The sequence below is a fragment of the Nocardia sp. CA-129566 genome (assembly GCF_050956075.1).
Lineage (GTDB): Bacteria > Actinomycetota > Actinomycetes > Mycobacteriales > Mycobacteriaceae > Nocardia.
This window is the reverse complement of record NZ_CP192085.1, coordinates 6,460,560-6,477,223: the sequence shown is the minus strand read 5'-3', so window position 1 is coordinate 6,477,223 and position 16,664 is coordinate 6,460,560. Positions and strand designations below refer to the sequence as shown.

Genomic DNA, 16,664 nt, shown 5'->3' with positions numbered 1-16,664 from the left:
GTCTCTCTAGAGGGTGGTGACATATCCGCCGTCGATGCGGATATCGGAGCCGGTGATATTGGCGGAACGGTCACTGGCCAGGAAGACGGCCAGATCGGCGACCTCTCGAGGTGTGGTGAATCGCCCTGTCGCAGCCGCCGCGCCCACCGACTTCACGACATCCTCCGGACTGCTGCCGCTCGCCGCACCGACTTGGGCCGCCATGCCGCCGGTGCCGAGCCACAGATCGGTGGACACCGGCCCCGGGCTTATCGTGTTGGCACGAATCCCATTCGGCCCGAACTCCTTTGACAGGCCCTTGGTGAGATTGGCCAAGGCCGCTTTGGTCGCCGTGTAGTCGATGATGCTGGGATCGGGCAGCACCGAATTGACGGATCCGATCGTGATAATCGACCCGCCATGCTCCAGCATGTGTGGGATGGCTGCCCGGGTGGTGCGAACGGCCGACATCAGTCCCAGCGATAGCGCGGCGTTCCAGTCGTCGTCGGTGACGGTGACGAACCCGCCCATATGCGGCACCACCGTGCCCGCATTGTTGACCAGGATGTCCACGCGGCCCTGTTCGGCCGCCGTGGCCACCAGGGTCGTTGGGCCGTCCGCGGTGGCAAGGTCGACGGCGACGAAGGTCGCCCACCCATCTGCCTCGAGGTCTTGCAGTTCGGGGCTGTTGTGCCGGGCTCCGGCCACGACGTATGCGCCCGCGGCGGCGAACGCCTGGCAAATTGCCAGGCCGATGCCTTTGCTCGCGCCGGTGACGACAGCGATCTTGTCCCTGAGATGCATGTCCATGGCAATCAACGATTCCACAGGGTGGCCGTAGGGATGAGAGATATGGCCGACAGGGCGGGAACGTTGCTGAGCAGTGGTTCGGGCTAACGGTCAGCGGCCGAGCGCACCACCGGGGCGCTCGGATATTCGGCTATACGCCGAGACCTGCTTTCAGGGCTGGCCAGGATTTCGGGAGGGCGGCCTTCCAGTACGGCCACGAGTGGACGCCGATGGCGGCGTAGTCGAGGGAGAGGTCGGCGCCGAAGAGTTTCATGGCGGGTGCGAGGGCGAGAGTGCAGTCGTGCGAGACCTGTTCGATCTCGTTCGATCGGATCGGGTCGTTGGGCCACGACCAGCGATCGTCGAACGGGGCGTCATCCGGACCGGGTACGCCGGTGCCCACGTACAGGTGGACCGGTTTGCCGCGCAGCGTGTCGAGGTGTTTGCTCGGATCGTGTGCTGCCCACTCCGGGTTGCCTGCGGTGCCCCACATATTGTCCGGGTTGCCGCCCTTCGATTCGACGACGGGGCGCACCGACAACTGTCCGACACCGTCGGTGGAGTAGCAACCGCTGAAGGCGGCGAGGGCTCGGAACATATCGGGGTGCCGCACGGCGAGAATGGCGGCCGCTCCCGCTCCCATCGAAAGTCCGCCGATGGCGTAGACGCCATTGCCTTTCAGTTCACGATCGATCAGCGGTGGCAGCTCCGAGGTGAGAAAGGTTTCCCACTTCTGGTGTCCGATTTTGGGATCATCCTGCAACCAGTCGGTGTAGTAGGTGCCCCCGCCGCCGACCGGCATCACCACATTGACCGGCTTGTCGGCGAAGAATTCCTTGGCGCCGCCGCGCAGCGTCCACGTGCTCGCCGATTGGGATTCCGTTGCCCCGTTACCGTCCAGCAGCAGCAAGGTCGGGCGGGGTGCCGATTGGTTCGCGGGCACCAGCACATCGAGGTGGATGGTTCGCTTCATCGCGGGGGAGCGAACGTACATCTGCCATTGCTGTGCGGAGGTGCGCTCGATTCGCTCGACGACGGCGTCGGCGTTCGCGTTCGCCTGCGGAGCGACGACGAACAGCGGCGCGACCGCTACGACCACGGCCGCGGCGACAGATACCATCCGCCGGTAGCGTCGGCGTCCTCGCAGTACCGATATGCGCAAATCCATGCTGCAAACCCTCATCGCCGGTTGGCCCCCGTAGGAGGCCGTGACATTTCGCGTCGACAATGCCATGGAACCGGCAGCGTCGGATTCCCACCGCCGGTGAAGAAGTCGGGTTTCAGATTTCGGGATCAGTGGAGCACCCGCGCGCGCAATGTCGTATTCCGCAATCGGGCGGCAACGCAAACAGCCTGCGGTGCAATTGGATTCGTTCGTGTCCGTGACATCGGCCAACGGTGTAGCCCGGTTCGCGTGTGGCCGAGGCTGCTGAGCCGTATTTCTGTACAGTTCCAAAGTCGTGACCACTGCCCCGTCTCGACCTGCTGCGTTCGGGTTGTCTCACAGTGTGGCCATCGCCCCGCAGACTCAATTTTGTGGTGATTCCTCTGTGCCCCAGCAAGATATGGTGATCAGTTCATCGACCGCGTTCGAATTCCCGCTGATGGCGATGTGCGGATGCTTGCCGTGTGCGAGGAGATGGCGGTTAGTGCGCGGGGTCGAGTGGGTGCGTGGGGGTGATGGTGCGGATTCGGAGCAGGATGTCGAACCAGTCACCTAGTCCGGCTCCGGCGATGTAGTGGTCGGCATCGTGACGCGGGTTGTAGGTTCCGATGATGAGGCGGAATTTGCTCGGTTGGTGCAGCCATCGCCGCACCGCGCCCGCGGGCGGATTGCGCAGGTCGAGGAGATAGCTCTCGCGTTCGGGGAGGTCGAGCACGGTGTCGGCGAAATCCTCGGACGGTGCGGGGATTGCGAGATCAGCTCGAACCTCGCCGTGATCGAAACCAACGGCCAGTGAGAGGTACCCGGCACCGAAGCGTTTCCGGAGCAGCGAACCTGTCGTCGGAAACTCCTGCGACATCGCCGCCACCGTAAGTCGCTCCGCGACGGCCGTATTCGACACTCCTTCCCAATACACGATGTGGTGTCCGGTGCGGTCGTGCCAGTCGGCGATCCGGTCCGCGGCGTCCGCAGCCTCCGCGGCGAAATCGCGGCGCCCGGACGCGGTGCTGAATTCGTGATACCGGACGATCAGGCGCGCTGCGGCCAGGGCAGCGGGTTTGCGTTCGGTGGCATCCGGCAATGACTCGACAAGTGCCAGTGCATCTTTGGCGTGATCGACGAACGGGCGGCCGGGATGGGTGCCGTTGGCGCGCTGAATGTGCTCGCCCAACCGATGAGCGGTGACGATCGGATCGTAGTGCGAACTCAGCTCGCCGAGACGTTGTGGTGCAACGGCTTCGACGAAGGCCGACACCTGCGCGTAGTGCGATGGCTTCGCGGCCTCCGAGGTCAGTCCGAACAGCCGCAGTGGGTCGTCCCGGTGCGTGCGATTGAAGTCGCGCACCCACTCCAGCACGGCGAGCGTCTCGGCATTGCGCCACGGAATCCAGGCGTCTTGCAGGAGTTCCCGCGGATTCCCTGCGCCGGTGCGCGTGTACTCGTCCATGGCTGCCACGACGATCTCGTCATCGAGCAGTGCCAGAGCCCGAAAGCCTTTGCGCTCCACCAGTATTCGCAACACCCGGTGGACGGCTGTGGAGAGTTCGTGTCCGGCCCGGGTGGTCATGCCGACACCGGCGACGACCACGGCGTCGACCCGCTCGGCCAGCGGATTCAAATCCGAAAGCGGCGCGTCGGCCTCCACCACGCCCAACGGGTGGGCCGTTTCCCGGATCCATTGCGTGACCTCGACGGTGTCGGATGTCGGATGCGACATGATGCCCTCCTACAGTGAACGAACGTCCTTGTCGCGCAGGCACGCTTGCCGCGTTCGAACATCTTTGACTACAAAGCTGATTAGCTTTGAGGGCAAAAGTAATTGGCAGTGGTGCTGATGTCAAGCTGTTCATCGACACCCCTGCACGCCTACGAACGCGCCACTGGACTCAGCGACCCGACTACGCGCTGAGCACCGCCGTCGAACAGTCGGGGTTCGTTCGGCTCATTCGATCAGCAAGCTGCACGCCGAACACGCTCACATAGCCGCCTATCGAACGGTGGTGCCCGCAGAACCTCACAATCGTGGCCGAACATTCTGAGATTTAGCCACGACTTCTGAGACCCTCAATTTCAGAGAGTGGCCGCTTCTGGGCCGATCGAACTCGCCGTCTTGGACGCCAGCGGTGAAGGCATCCCACTCGTTGGGGGTGAAGACGAGCGCTGGGCCGGTTGGATTCTTGGAGTCGCGCACTCCGATCATGCCTCCGTCGAGGTGGGCGACCTCGACGCAATCCGAACCGGTCGTGCTGCGGCTGCTCTTGAACCACTTGGCTTCGGAGAAGTAGATGTTCACGGCTCTTACTCCTTGCTACGAGTGTAGGGTCTCAGAATTCGTGGCACCGGTCAGCTCAATGAGCGGGCTTTCGGATCCCTCAGTCCCGGACCGTAACTGGCACGGGATCACTGGGGTGCCAAGAAGTCGGTGAGCAGCGCGAGCAGTGCCGATAGCCCGTCTACCGGAACGATGTGGCCGCAGTTGGAGATCACCGCCTCGGCCAGATCGTCGGTGCAGGACCGCAACTGCCGGGCGAGGGCTTCGCCGACCGGATGCGCCCCGACGGCCAGCGTCGGCATCCGCAATCGGGTTGTGGTGGTGGCGTTCTCGATCTGACGGGCGCTCTCGGACAGTGCGCGGTAGTGCGCGAAGGCGGCGCGCAACGCGTCGGAGCCGGTGTAGGCGGCGACGAACGCGGCGCGCAGTTGCGCGGGCACACCGCGGCCGCGCGTGCCCGCGGTCAGAAACCAATCGATATAGGAGTCCTCATGCCCGGTGAGCACCGACTCGGCCAGGCCCGGGACGGCGTGGAAGCCGAACCACCAGGGCGGTCCGTCGCGCAGGAAATCCTCGGCCCCGGGTAACCGGCCCAGAATCGCCTCCATGAGCACCAGGCGCCGGACCCGATCCGGGTGATGCGTCGCGGTCAGGAACGCCGCAGCGGCGCCGAGATCGAACCCGACGACATCCGCGCGGGTTTCGCCCAGGGCATCCAGCACGGCAATCGCATCCATGGCCAGATTCCCGGCGTCGTAACCGTTGTCCGGCCGGGTGGTCGCACCCAGCCCGCGTAAATCGGGTGCGATCACCCGATGCGTCCCCGCGAGTCCGTCCAGCACACCTCGCCACACCTGCCAGGTGTGCGGAAACCCGTGCAGCAGCAGGACCGCAGGACCCGCTCCGGCGACCGCGACGTTCATGTCGATCCCGTTCGCCGCGACCCTGTGCAGTGCGATGTCGGCGCTCATCTCCACCTCGAAACTGGTAACCATCGGTGACCACATCACGGTAGGTAACCTGGTTGGATCGGCCAAGACGGCACTTTCGACTCAGGTGGTGAGCTCCAGGTGACTACCCAGCGCGGAGATCTGTTCGATCCTGCCTGTCCGACTCGGCAACTGCTGGACCGGATCGGCTCCAAATGGGTATCGATGGTGGTGAAACTCCTCGCGACGGCGGACCCGCCCGAGGTGCGCTTCGCCGAGCTGCGTCGCCGCGTCCCGGGCATCTCCCAGAAGATGCTGTCGGTCACCCTCGGGCAACTGGTGCGCGACGGCCTGGTCGCCCGCCGCGTCGAGCCCACGGTCCCGCCCCAGGTCCACTATCGGCTCACCGAACTCGGTATGTCCCTGGAGGTTCCGCTCGCAGCTCTACGGGAATGGGCCGAACAGCACATGTCGGCCATCAACGACCCGTCCCGAGCTGACCCGTGATCCGGTGGGGCCGTCACGACTGGATCCGAACTGGTGATCTGTCCGGTGTCAGCAGATCGTCCGGGAGGCAGGTGCCGTGGCCTGGAGCGAGGAATCCTGGGTGGCGAAACTGACAGCTCGCTTGTTGGGTCGCTGACTTGGATTAGGGTGGCAGCGTGGGGTCTACCGAATATGGTCCAGGTGATGTCATCTATTTCCCGGAAGGGCCGTTCAGCGGTGTCTGTGGAGTCGTGCGGGAGGTCGACGTCCGTAAGGCCAAGCTGCGCATCGACTTCAGCGACGGCCTTGTCCATCGCGAAGGAGGCGTGCTGTGGGGGCGGTGGCATAGCCTGACCGTCGGATTCGACGAGATCGAGTTGGTGTAGCAAGCGTCGGTGTCCGTTCCTCTCCGGTGGCCGGTCTTCAGGCGGAATGCACGCGACCCGGCATCGCTGGGCGTTCGAACTAACGGTTGATCAGCGGACTGTCGATGGCCAGCCATCGCACAAGGTGTGCAACCTCCACGCATGTGTCATTGCCCGAGCTGCGGCTGCTCTTGAACCACTTGCCTTCGGAGGAGTAGATGTTCACGTTTCTTACTCCTTGCTACGAGGGCTCGTCGCTACGCGGGCCGGTTGAACTCGCCGTTTTGGATGCCAGCGGTGAAGGCGGCCCACTCGGTGGGGGCGAAGACGAGCGCTGGGCCGGTCGGGCCCTTCGAGTCACGGACGCCGACCCTGCCCCCGTCGAGGTGGGCGACCTCGACGCAATCCGAACCGGTCGTGCTCCGGCTGCTCTTAAGCCATTTGGCTTAGGAGATGTCGATTTTCACGCTTACTCCTATGGTTCATAGGCCCGTCACAGTGCGGGCCGGTTGAACTCGCCGTCCTGAACGCCAGCGGTGAAGGCGGCCCACTCGGTGGGGTTGAAGACGAGCGCTGGGCCGGTCGGGTTCTTGGAGTCGCGGACTCCGACCATGCCTCCGTCGAGGTGGGCGACCTCGACGCAATCCGAACCGGTCGTGCTCCGGCTGCTCTTGAACCACTTGGCTTCGGAGAGGTCGATGTTCACTCTGAATGCTCCTTCGCGATCGCCTCGACGAGGTGTCGAGTATCGTGCTCGTTCAACGCTACGCGCTGGAGAGCGAAGCACGCTGCTCGATATCGCTCTGTCTCGCCGGGTTTGTCCAGGTACAGCATGCCAGTGAAGCCCTCAACGTAGACAACGGGTGGCTCGGTGAGGGCAGGATTTGAATGGTTGGGGAACTCCGCGTACACGAAATCCTTTGCGACCAGTCCCAAGTGATTGGGTGCGTTGAACCGGACGACCCGAATCGACACGTTCGGCAGCTTGCCGATCTCGATAAGTTGGCTCAGCTGAGCCGCCATGACCGCGCTGTCCCCGATGCATTGCCGCAACACGGACTCGCTCAGCAGCACTTCTAGTGTGAAATTTGCCGAATCATGAAGGCGTTCCTGACGCTTGGCGACCATATCGACGTCGCGTTCGATATCAACAGGTTGCCCCTCCGCCTCCCATATGGCGCGCCGATAGTCCGACGTCTGGAGCAGGCCGGGGACCAATGTCGACTGCCACGAGATGATTCGCTTGGCGGATTGCTCGAGCCCGACGAACATTGCGCGATCCGGGTGTATGGCGTCTGTGTAAGACTGCCACCAGCCATCTTTTCGGGACTCCTGGGCGAGCCATAACAGCACACGCCGGTCGTCGTCACTGGCTCGATAGACGTCGCACAGGGCATTGATCATCATCTTTTTGACTTCGCTGCTGCGCCCAGATTCTAAGCGCCACAGGGTTTGCGAGCCTATCTCGCACTGCTGGGCGGCGCGCGACCGGCTCAGGTTGCGCTTCTCGCGCAGCTCGCGCAGGCGTCGTCCGAGCACCCGGCGCGGCAGAGTCGTGTTGTTCGATTCGGTCGACAAAGTAATGCCACCCACCCTTTCGTTAGCGTTACTCACGGTCATGTCAAGCTAGATGGAACAGTCAGCCTGTTTGGAGCGAATTCGATTCTGGCCGAATCGAATTGGAGTGCTCCCACGGTACCTGTTCGGTGATTTACTGGCTAAGCGCCAGACGGTCGAGGTCGACTATTCGCCGCCGCTCGACCACCCCTCGCGGTGGCGAATTCTCGATGCCGCGCCCGACCGTCTGACGCTCCAAAATCACTACCGTCACAATATGTTTCGGAGGTATCCCCGTGTCCGTTCCGACAGCAATTGATCACAATATGGTGCCGCCCGATGCGAGGACGATCGCGATTCGGATCGCACGCGGCGAAGCGGGCGGGGCCGATGTCGAACGGGAGCGGCCGAAGGCGGTCGGATTGGTGCGCGGCGATGTGTCGGGACCGCAAGCACCTCGGCACGCGATCGCAGTGCAGCGGCACGCCCGCGCGCTCGGCTATCACTACGTGTACACCATCCGACCGCCGCAGGATATCGACGATGCGATCGGCTACGCGCTGGGCATCGCGGCGGGTTTGGATGTGGCCGCGATCGTGGTCTACGGCCTGGACCAGGTGGACGATCAGCCCGCGCGAGTATGTGAGGACTTCGATCTCGAAACCGTCTGTCCCGCAACGACATGGGCTCGTGTGGCGGGTTCGGCACCGGTCGAGACGGGGGCGGCGTGAGCGACGAGGCGATACTCACCCCGCCGCGGGTCTGCGGTCGTGCCGATGTGCGATCGGCGCACGAGTTGATGCGGCAGCACCGGGCCTGCCGGGTCGGTCTGTGTATCTGGAAGTCGGCGGCTTACTACACGCTGGTCGCCGCGGGCCATCTCGCGCCGCAGACGATGACGCCGCGCGAGCGGGCCGCGGCGCGCAATATCGCCTTCCCGCCGCTGGACACGCAACCGCCGGTGTGCGGCGGACTTCGGCTACGAACGCTGTGGGAGGTATTGGAGAGGTTGTCGGAGTTGGCGGTGCCGGTGCCCGACTCGAACGGCACTGCCGACCACAGGAATTGACTCCGATATGCGCGAGCGTCGCACCGAGGTCGATGGATGGGTGGTCATTTGGGCGATCGACCATTGGCGCATTCGAATTATGCTTGTGCGCAGCGTTATCGATAGTGCGCGGCCATTGCTCAATGCCGATGTCGCGGCGGTTGCTCCCGATCTGGCCGATATGCGTGAAAAATATCCGAACCTGTCCCGGTTGTGGGATGCGGTGCGGCACGAGTTCTGGGCGGAAGTGAATACGCCCCAGGAGCATTCAGAGGGGACTATTTAGATGACGACACGAGAGGGCTATCGGTTATCCCATCGCTGCGGTATTGGTGTTGAAGTTCACCGAGTTGGTGACATCTTGGCCGGTGATTCGTTTGATGGAGAGGGCCATGATATGGCCCATATCTTTGACCACCTCGATGTGTTCGCGGATGATCGTGTCTATTGAGTTGTTCTCCCCGGAGGCTTGGGTCTTGAACATCTTGACCAGATCGTCGGCCATGTGGAAATCGCCAAAGCCGGAGACGTTTTGGGCGCGCTGTGCGTAGACGAGCATGTCCTCTAGTGCGGTGATCCGCTCATCACATGCGGTCATGCAAGCTCGCGCTGCCTGCTCGTCTTCCAGGTACAGCTCGCCGCTGCGAGCCTGATCCGCGAACTTGCGCCACTGCGCGACGTCGTCGCCACTCATGTAGATGCCCCTCCCGGTCCTTCACTGCGGTAGCACTGGAACTATCTCGGCACCGAATCGGCTGAGTAACGCACACGGATTCTCAGGATTGTCCAGCGCGGCCCTGTTGCTGAGTTCTATCTGCAGAACACCCTGCTCAGCTGGGAAGACCACATCGCACAGGAGGTCCTTGGATCCGCCTTCTACCCGGAACTGTCTACCCTGACGGCCGCCGATCGTGACGTCACGGAACTCGACGTTTCCGGGCTTGGTCTCGAAGTCCGAGACGGGGCGGGCGGTGGAGTACACGGTGATGTAGTACTTCGGTCCCCGCCATCCGCAGATTTCCCAACCGGATTGGTGGACGCCCGCGACCCCGCTATCCTTCGTCGCCGGGTCCACGCCCGCAGCTGAGAGCGCACCATTCGGGATGCCGGTGCACGGATCGAACAGCTTGACCGTCGCCGCACTCGTCGCACTGCTCGCGCTCGGATTACCGCTCGTCGAACCCCCACATGCGACCAACCCCGGCAGGACAGCCGCGAGCAGCATCAACTTCCATCGGTGCGCCATCCCCGCCCTCTCTAGCTGCGACTATCTGGAGAGGTCGACCCTATCAAACGGCATCCCCGGTATTGGGGGTCGCGAGGGGAGGCGCGCGCCGAGGTTTCAGTGCAGAATCATGCGCGCTGAAACCCTCGGCGAGGCCGTGTGCGACGGCCGTCACGTCACACCTTCGAACGGCATGGTGTGAGCGGATCGATACCGCGGAAACGTTGGATTACCAGCGTGTATACAAATGCGCTCTGTGTCCGTTTTGCCCGATTTTCGCGTTGACAGTGTCATACCCCAGGAGCAGGCTGCTCCGTGACTTTCCGTGCGGTCGGTGTGGAGCCTTTACGGTCTGGCAATCGGAGGAGCAGGGTGGTGCGTTTACGTCAACGGTCGGAAAAATCCGGGGGGACACCGGATGTGACTGCCGATCCCGGAAGTGAACGCCAGGTTGCCGGGAACAGAATAGTGCGGCCGGGCACGATTCGGGGGCAATTGGCTCGAATCCTTGTCCTGTCATTGGTTTTGGTGCTGGCGCTGCTCGGGGTGACGGTCGCCCGGGAGGTCAAGGCGTTCCGTGAGAGCGGTGACACCGTGCACGCGGTCTCGCTCGCACTGGCCGTACAAGATCTGGTGCAGCAGGCGCAGCGCGAACGCGGACTCAGTAATGGTCTGCTCGGCGGCGATATCCGGCTGGTGCAGGCCGTATCCGACCAGCGGGTCGTTACGGATCGGGCGATGCGCGCACTCGCGGAGGCGGCGGGCGAAAATACGCCCGGTGCGGCCCAAGTGCGTTCGGCGATCGGACAGTTCGACGGGCTCGATGCGACCCGCACGCAGATCGACGCCCGCCGCACCAGCAGGCAGGCCGCCTTCCAGTTCTATACCGACGGTATTTCCGCGCTGAATCGTCTGACGCTCGGGCTCGATCAGGCGCGCGATGCCGAGGTTCGGCACGGCCTCGAGGCGCTGTACGCGCTCGGGGACGCCAAGGAGCAGACGGCCAAGGAGCGCGGCTTCCTCAATGGCGTTTTCGCCGCCGACGAATTCCGCAATGGTGAATATGTCGAGTTCCTCGATATTCGTGCCGCCAAGTTGGCCGGACTGACCGCCTTCGCGCGCGATGCGACCGCAGCACAGCAGGCCCGGCTCGATGCGGCGCTGCGCAGTGAGAATGCCGTCAAGGCGGGCGAATCGGAGCAGATCGCGATTGCGTCGAGCACTGGTCCGCTGGTGCGTTCGGTGGATCCGAGCACCTGGTGGGCGCAGATGACGGCGGTCATCGATGAGCAGCGCGCGGTACAGCAGGCGGTCGGGGACGATGTGCAGCGGCGCGCGGCGGCCCTGCGCAGGGATGCGTTCCTCACCCTCGGTGGCTATCTGCTCGCGGCGCTGATCGCCATTGCGGCCGAGGTGGCGCTGGTCGTTGCGAGTGTGCGCGCCATCGTGCGCCCGCTCGGCGCGCTCGCGGCGGAGGCCGACGATGTCGCCAATCATCGGCTGCCCGAGGTGATCGCGGCCTGGCAGGCATCCGGTGACACCCATCCGGATCCGCCGGCACGCGTGCGCACACCGCGCGGGGCGAGTGCCGAAATCGCCGCCGTGGCAGGGGCATTGGACGGCGTGCAGACCACCGCCTTCGAATTGGCCTCGCAGCAGGCGCTGGTCCGGCGCAATACCACCGAATCGATGGCGAATCTGGCGCGGCGCAATCAGAATCTGGTGCGCCGCCAACTCGGGCTGATCAGTGAATTCGAACGTGAGGAACTCGATCCCAAGGGGCTGTCGAATCTGTTCGAACTCGATCACCTGGCCACCCGCATGCGGCGCAATGCCGAAAGTCTGCTGGTGCTGGTGGGTGCGGCGAGCCCGCGGCGCTGGGCCGAACCGATCGCGCTCACCGATGTGATTCGCGCCGGACTGTCCGAGGTCGACGACTATCGCCGGGTGGTGCTGCGGCGGGTGGACGATATCGCGATCACCGGCGCGGTGGTCAGTGAACTCGCGCATATGCTCGCCGAGCTGATCGAGAACGGATTGGCCTTCTCCCCACCGGATATGGAGGTGGAGATCTACGGGCGCAAGCTGCCGAACGGATATCTGCTCGCCGTGGTGGACCACGGTGTCGGCATGCCGATAGAGCAGCTCGAGGAGGCGAATGCCCGGCTGAGCGGCGAAACCGATTTCGTTGTCGCGCCGATGCGGTATCTGGGGCATTACGTGGTCGGCCAGTTGGCGCGGCGGCTCGGGATCGATGTCGAGTTGAATGTGTCGCCGGTGAGCGGGATCGTCGCGCGGCTGCTGTTGCCCGTGGGAATCCTTGCGGGAGACAAGGATCGGCGCGCACCCGGGGAGCGGGGCGAGGCGGTGCCGGGTAATACCGAGTCGGCGGCGCTTGTCGATGCCGCTGGAGGATCCCTTGCGGCTGAGAAGGATCCGCGCGCAGCTGCGGCTGAGGAGACGGGCACGCTGCCCGCTGGTCCGGGTGCACAGAGCAGTGTCGAGTCGGCGGTTGGGTTTGTCGGTGCCTCGGAGGGATCCTTCGCGGGTGCGGCCGCTTCGGCCAGAGCGGTACTCGCCGCGCCGAGGCATGGTGCCCCGGTCGACAGCGCTGCGGTCAACGGCGCCCAGATCAATGGTGCTCAATTCGACGCCGCTCAGCCCTACGGGGCGCGAGTCGACGGTGCACTGATCGACGGTGCTCCGCTCAATAGCGCTTCGGTACCTGGCGCGCCGACACATGGTAAGCGGTTGACCGGTGGGTCCGAGGCCGACGGTGCCGCGCCTCGGCAGCAGCGGTCCGGTGGACCCGCGCATGCACGAGCGGGACATCCATCGCTGACACCGGCACCCGCGCCGTTCGCGCATTTCCATTCCGCGCCGGACGATTTCGGCGACGATGTCGTATTCATCGGAACCGGTGTCGACACAGCCGCAACAAAGGGTGATGGGGCTGCGTCCGATGTCATTCCGACGGGCGATCGGGCTGCGTCCGGGGGCATCCCGACTGATGACAGGTCTGCGTCCGGGAGCAACGGATCGCTGACGGCTCTGGCGAGGGTGAACGGCGCTGGGAGCGATGGCGCCAGCGGGACCGGCCTGCCCGCAGCCAACGGAGCCGGGACCGATCGCCGCTTCGACGTCGTACCCGCGACCGATCGCCGCTTCGACTTCGTACCTGCGACCGATCGGCGCTTCGACTTCGTACCTGCGACCGATCGGCGCTTCGACGTCGTACCCGCGACCGACCGCCCCACCGACGGTGTACCCGCGACGGGTGGTCCGCGACCGGTTGTCCCGTCTTCGGTGCGCAGTTCGCCGTGGCAGGTGCACGAAACGGCAACGGAGGCAGCGGAATCCGATTCCGCACCCGCTGGTGTGCAGCGGACCAAGAACGGGTTGGTCAAGCGCAACAAGCGAGTACGCGCGGGTGGTATCGGAAGCAATAGCGCACCAAGGGATCTCACCCCGGCCCCGCCGAGCGCCCCCGCCGTGGAACGTTCACCGGCCGAAATCCGCAGCATGCTCGCGTCGTTCCGTGCCGGACACGAGCGCGGTGCCCCGCCGCAACCGGAGGCATCCGAAAACATCCCGCGCGCCACGGATTTGGCGCAAACCCCGGCTTTGCCCCCTACCGCAGAGGAGATTCGGTGACCACCCATATTTCGACCGCGGACCCGCACACCTTCAACTGGATGCTGGCCAACTTCGTCCGCGATACCGACGGCGTCCGCGACACCGTCGCGGTGTCCTCGGACGGCCTGCTCATCGCCATGTCCGATGGGCTGGACCGCACCGGCGCGGATCGACTTGCCGCCATGGTCTCCGGTCTGGCGAGCCTGGCCCGAAGTGCTTCGCGCAGTTACGCATTCGACGGACTGAAGCTGATCATGATCGAGATGAAGCGCGGCTTCCTGCTGGTCTCCGCACTCGGTGACGGCAGCTGCCTCGGCGTCATCGCCGACGGCGGTTGCGATGTCGGTCTGGTCGGCTACGAGATGGCGGTGCTGGCCGAACGCGCCGGTGCGCTGCTCGACCCGGCGCTCATCTCGGAATTGCGAGAGTCGTTGCGCAGATGAGACATCCAGACCGGCCGCGGCTGCCGGACCCGCGGATGATCCCGGTGAACCAATCCCTCGGCTGGCTCGGACCGAACCGGCCGCCGCAGGACAGTCCGGATGTGCAGATCCCCGATGATCGATTCGTGCGCCCCTTCGTCGTCACGGCGGGACGCACCATCCCACTGATCGACGGGCTGCGCATCGAAACACTGGTGCGGGCAACGCCGGCCGCGCTGTCCGCGCCGCTGCACTTCGAACAGCGCACCGTCGTTCGGCTGTGCCAGCAGCCGCATTCCATTGCCGAAATCGGGACGGCGCTGCACGTTCCGGTGGGCGTCGCGAAGGTGATCGTCAGCGATCTCGCGGCCGCCGGGCATGTTTCGGTCCGGGACGCCCCCGAACTTTCCACCGCAGCCATCGAGAGGATCAGGGACCTTGTACGGGCACTCTGAATATCGGACCCCAGCGGCCGAGCGGCCCATGCCCGCCTCGGTCAAGATCGTGATCAGCGGCGGATTCGGTGTCGGCAAAACAACATTCATCGGCGCGATCTCCGAGATCGAACCGCTGGAGACCGAAGCGGCGATGACCGAAGTCGCCATCGGCGTCGACGACGCGGGTCGGCGCGAAGATAAGAACCAGACCACCGTCGCCCTCGATTTCGGCCGCATCACCCTCGACAGCTCGCTGATCCTGTACCTGTTCGGCACCCCCGGCCAGGACCGCTTCGTATTCCTCTGGGACGACCTGGTCGACGGTGCGCTCGGCGCGGTGATCGTGGTGGACACCGGCCGGGTCGAGGACTGCTATCCGGTGCTGGACTACTTCGAAGAGCACAACACGCCATTCGTGGTGGTGGTCAACCGTTTCGAACAGGGCGACCGCTTCGAGCTCGATGAGGTCCGCGAGGCACTCGAGCTCGACGAGTGGATCCCGATCATGGAATGCGATGCACGCGACCGGGAATCGGTAAAAGAGGTGCTTGTCGAACTGCTGGAACAGGTGCTCGTGCAGCGCCTGTCCGCACCGCGGACGCGCGCCCGGGAGGTCGGCTGACCGTAGCCTGGCGCTCGTGGGTGAGCAGAAGGAGCGGATGCTGCGCGGGGAGCTGTACCGCGACAGCGATCCGGAGTTGGTGGCCGAGCGGATCCGGGCACAGCGGTTGTGCGATGAGTTCAACCGCACCGGGCCCGAGCAGACCGAGCGGCGGGATGCGGTGCTGCGGCAGCTGCTCGGCAAGCTGGGCGACGGGTCATGGATCATGCCCCGATTCCAATGCGACTACGGCTATCTCATCGAAATCGGGGCCAACAGCTTCCTGAACTACGACGCGATCCTGCTGGACTGCGCACCCATCGTGATCGGCGACGACGTGTCTATCGGGCCGCGGTGCCAACTGCTGACGGCGCTGCATCCGATGGCCGATCACGAGGCGCGCAGGCAGCGCTGGGAGTCGGCCGCGCCGTTCGGATCGGGAACAATGTGTGGTTCGGCGGCGGGGTCATCGTGTGTCCCGGTGTCACGATCGGGGACGACACGGTGGTCGGTGCGGGCAGTGTCGTCACCCGGGAGCTGCCGTCGCGGGTGTTCGCGGCGGGCAATCCGGCGCGGGTGCTGCGCGAGTTGTGACCCCTGCGATGCGGGAGGTTCCGCCGAGCACAGTCGAATGGTGGTCGGCCACACCGCCACATCACTACGCTCGGCGAGTTCCGTGGAACAAGGCATGCCGGTGTTCAGCCGGACTCGGTATTCGAACTGGACCCGGAGATCCGGGGCCTAGTTCCCGGTACAGGAGCGGTGTGCTGCGGCCATCGACGCTTCCCGGACGCGCTTTCATCGCGTCGGTGTCCGAACAGGCCCTTGGCGCGGTGGTGACGCATTCACAGCCGCTGGTCGCCGCGCTGGCGGGAGCCACGGATCTGCGCACCATCGAGTTGGTCGAGGAATCCGGCGCGACCACCATCGCTGAGCAGGGATGTTGGAAGAACCGGGGTGGTGCTGGCCGAGGCGGTCGAGAATCTTCTCGGGATCACCGATGAATTCGGTATTCGCTCGACGTCATTCCTGTGTACCGCTCGAACCAAGGGAGATAGCAATGAGCAACGGCAAGGACTTCGCACTGACCCACGTGTCCATCCTGGTCGGTGACCAGGACAAGGCGCTGCAGTTCTACCGGGATGTCATCGGCTTCGAGGTCCGCCAGGATATGCCCTTTCCGGGCGGTCGCTGGCTGACCGTCGGACCGGCGTCGCAGCCCGGTGTCGAGTTCATCCTGGAGAACCCGGAGATGAATCCGAGCGAGGCCGCGCGCGAGGCCGCCAAGGGTCGGCTGGCCAGCGGTGCGCAGGGCACCCTGATCTTCACCACCGAGGCCGTCGACGACACCTTCGCCCGGCTGCGCGACGCGGGCGTCGACGTGGACCAGGAGCCGATCACCCAGCCGTACGGCGTGCGGGACTGCGGATTCCGCGATCCGTGGGGCAACCACCTGCGGTTCTCCCAGATCCTCGGCTGATCTCGCCGACTTCGCCGATGCCGATGCGGGGTCGGCATCGGCGAGAGCCCAGCACCTCGGCGCGTGGTGAGCGCTCGGCACATCGGGGCCGCTCCCGCGGAGCGTGCGCAAGGCGGCCTGCTTCGGCCGCCGTACATGCGGGCTGTGCACTGTGCGGAGGCCAATGTCACCGCGAACCTCGTGGCACCGCGCAGTAGGGTCGAATTCATGAGCGAGCGCAGCGAGCGAGTCAGGACATGGCGCGTATGGCGCGCGCTGGAAGCGAGCGCCAGC

Annotated in this window: 20 protein-coding genes and 3 pseudogenes; 12 read left to right on the top strand and 11 right to left on the bottom strand. The window is 64.8% G+C overall.

The window, feature by feature from the left end:
- Positions 1–6: 6 nt before the first annotated feature.
- The 5 genes and pseudogenes from ACQP0C_RS28410 to ACQP0C_RS28390 form a co-directional block, all read right to left on the bottom strand.
- Positions 7–789, bottom strand: a complete 783-nt coding sequence (locus ACQP0C_RS28410) for an SDR family NAD(P)-dependent oxidoreductase (protein ID WP_433724813.1) — start codon at positions 787–789, stop codon at positions 7–9.
- 130 nt (positions 790–919) lie between these two features.
- Positions 920–1,888: an alpha/beta hydrolase gene (locus ACQP0C_RS28405; RefSeq protein ID WP_433724811.1), complete on the bottom strand. Its 969-nt coding sequence runs from the start codon at positions 1,886–1,888 to the stop codon at positions 920–922.
- Between the two features lie 526 nt (positions 1,889–2,414).
- Positions 2,415–3,650 carry an erythromycin esterase family protein gene (locus ACQP0C_RS28400; RefSeq protein WP_433724809.1) on the bottom strand — a complete coding sequence of 412 codons (1,236 nt, stop codon included), beginning with the start codon at positions 3,648–3,650 and terminating at the stop codon, positions 2,415–2,417.
- 372 nt (positions 3,651–4,022) lie between these two features.
- A pseudogene (locus ACQP0C_RS28395) lies at positions 4,023–4,226 on the bottom strand (DUF397 domain-containing protein); the annotation flags it as partial.
- Between the two features lie 107 nt (positions 4,227–4,333).
- Positions 4,334–5,200: an alpha/beta fold hydrolase gene (locus ACQP0C_RS28390; RefSeq protein WP_433724807.1), complete on the bottom strand. Its 867-nt coding sequence runs from the start codon at positions 5,198–5,200 to the stop codon at positions 4,334–4,336.
- 75 nt (positions 5,201–5,275) lie between these two features.
- Here ACQP0C_RS28390 and ACQP0C_RS28385 point away from each other — a divergent pair, with 75 nt between their 5' ends.
- Together ACQP0C_RS28385 and ACQP0C_RS28380 are read left to right on the top strand one after the other, a co-directional pair.
- Entirely contained in the window at positions 5,276–5,641 is a 366-nt protein-coding gene (locus ACQP0C_RS28385) for a winged helix-turn-helix transcriptional regulator (RefSeq protein ID WP_433724805.1), read from the top strand.
- 155 nt (positions 5,642–5,796) lie between these two features.
- The gene (locus ACQP0C_RS28380; protein ID WP_433724803.1) at positions 5,797–6,006 is read left to right on the top strand and encodes a hypothetical protein; all 210 of its coding nucleotides are present in this window, start codon (positions 5,797–5,799) and stop codon (positions 6,004–6,006) included.
- 79 nt (positions 6,007–6,085) lie between these two features.
- Here the strand turns inward: ACQP0C_RS28380 and ACQP0C_RS28375 are convergent, their stop codons facing one another.
- The 4 genes and pseudogenes from ACQP0C_RS28375 to ACQP0C_RS28360 form a co-directional block, all read right to left on the bottom strand.
- Positions 6,086–6,211 carry a DUF397 domain-containing protein gene (locus ACQP0C_RS28375; RefSeq protein WP_433724801.1) on the bottom strand — a complete coding sequence of 42 codons (126 nt, stop codon included), beginning with the start codon at positions 6,209–6,211 and terminating at the stop codon, positions 6,086–6,088.
- A gap of 31 nt (positions 6,212–6,242) precedes the next feature.
- A pseudogene (locus ACQP0C_RS28370) lies at positions 6,243–6,419 on the bottom strand (DUF397 domain-containing protein); the annotation flags it as partial.
- Positions 6,420–6,478: 59 nt separating this feature from the next.
- Positions 6,479–6,691: a DUF397 domain-containing protein gene (locus tag ACQP0C_RS28365; protein ID WP_433724799.1), complete on the bottom strand. Its 213-nt coding sequence runs from the start codon at positions 6,689–6,691 to the stop codon at positions 6,479–6,481.
- Positions 6,688–7,605, bottom strand: coding sequence for a helix-turn-helix domain-containing protein (locus ACQP0C_RS28360; RefSeq protein ID WP_433724797.1), 918 nt, complete (start codon positions 7,603–7,605; stop codon positions 6,688–6,690). The genes ACQP0C_RS28365 and ACQP0C_RS28360 overlap by 4 nt, the downstream gene beginning before the upstream one ends.
- Positions 7,606–7,838: 233 nt before the next feature.
- On the opposite strand from ACQP0C_RS28360, the gene ACQP0C_RS28355 reads away from it, so the two are divergent.
- The 3 genes from ACQP0C_RS28355 to ACQP0C_RS28345 are packed head-to-tail and all read left to right on the top strand — an operon-like array spanning position 7,839 to position 8,876.
- The gene (locus ACQP0C_RS28355; RefSeq protein WP_433724795.1) at positions 7,839–8,273 is read left to right on the top strand and encodes a hypothetical protein; all 435 of its coding nucleotides are present in this window, start codon (positions 7,839–7,841) and stop codon (positions 8,271–8,273) included.
- Positions 8,270–8,611, top strand: a complete 342-nt coding sequence (locus ACQP0C_RS28350; protein WP_433724793.1) for a hypothetical protein — start codon at positions 8,270–8,272, stop codon at positions 8,609–8,611. Before ACQP0C_RS28355 ends, ACQP0C_RS28350 begins: the two co-directional genes overlap by 4 nt.
- Positions 8,612–8,618: 7 nt before the next feature.
- Positions 8,619–8,876 carry a hypothetical protein gene (locus tag ACQP0C_RS28345; RefSeq protein WP_433724791.1) on the top strand — a complete coding sequence of 86 codons (258 nt, stop codon included), beginning with the start codon at positions 8,619–8,621 and terminating at the stop codon, positions 8,874–8,876.
- Positions 8,877–8,900: 24 nt separating this feature from the next.
- Here ACQP0C_RS28345 and ACQP0C_RS28340 read toward each other — a convergent pair whose 3' ends face one another.
- Together ACQP0C_RS28340 and ACQP0C_RS28335 are read right to left on the bottom strand one after the other, a co-directional pair.
- Positions 8,901–9,284 (bottom strand): hypothetical protein, encoded by a 384-nt coding sequence (locus ACQP0C_RS28340; protein ID WP_433724789.1) that lies wholly within the window; start codon positions 9,282–9,284, stop codon positions 8,901–8,903.
- Between the two features lie 21 nt (positions 9,285–9,305).
- The gene (locus ACQP0C_RS28335) at positions 9,306–9,836 is read right to left on the bottom strand and encodes a DUF3558 domain-containing protein (protein WP_433724787.1); all 531 of its coding nucleotides are present in this window, start codon (positions 9,834–9,836) and stop codon (positions 9,306–9,308) included.
- 474 nt (positions 9,837–10,310) lie between these two features.
- Here ACQP0C_RS28335 and ACQP0C_RS28330 point away from each other — a divergent pair, with 474 nt between their 5' ends.
- The 7 genes and pseudogenes from ACQP0C_RS28330 to ACQP0C_RS28300 all read left to right on the top strand — a co-directional run bounded on the left by ACQP0C_RS28330 (position 10,311) and on the right by ACQP0C_RS28300 (position 16,391).
- Positions 10,311–13,469, top strand: a complete 3,159-nt coding sequence (locus ACQP0C_RS28330; RefSeq protein WP_433724785.1) for a nitrate- and nitrite sensing domain-containing protein — start codon at positions 10,311–10,313, stop codon at positions 13,467–13,469.
- Positions 13,466–13,894, top strand: coding sequence for a roadblock/LC7 domain-containing protein (locus ACQP0C_RS28325; RefSeq protein ID WP_433724783.1), 429 nt, complete (start codon positions 13,466–13,468; stop codon positions 13,892–13,894). The genes ACQP0C_RS28330 and ACQP0C_RS28325 overlap by 4 nt, the downstream gene beginning before the upstream one ends.
- Positions 13,895–13,929: 35 nt before the next feature.
- Entirely contained in the window at positions 13,930–14,328 is a 399-nt protein-coding gene (locus ACQP0C_RS28320) for a DUF742 domain-containing protein (protein WP_433734680.1), read from the top strand.
- A 28-nt stretch (positions 14,329–14,356) separates the two neighbouring features.
- Positions 14,357–14,932 (top strand): GTP-binding protein, encoded by a 576-nt coding sequence (locus ACQP0C_RS28315; protein ID WP_433724781.1) that lies wholly within the window; start codon positions 14,357–14,359, stop codon positions 14,930–14,932.
- A gap of 37 nt (positions 14,933–14,969) precedes the next feature.
- Positions 14,970–15,505, top strand: a pseudogene (locus tag ACQP0C_RS28310) (sugar O-acetyltransferase).
- Between the two features lie 215 nt (positions 15,506–15,720).
- Positions 15,721–15,915, top strand: a complete 195-nt coding sequence (locus tag ACQP0C_RS28305) for a hypothetical protein (protein ID WP_433724779.1) — start codon at positions 15,721–15,723, stop codon at positions 15,913–15,915.
- Positions 15,916–15,971: 56 nt separating this feature from the next.
- On the top strand, positions 15,972–16,391 hold the full coding sequence (locus ACQP0C_RS28300) for a VOC family protein (protein WP_433724777.1): 420 nt from the start codon (positions 15,972–15,974) through the stop codon (positions 16,389–16,391).
- The last annotated feature ends 273 nt before the right edge of the window (positions 16,392–16,664 follow it).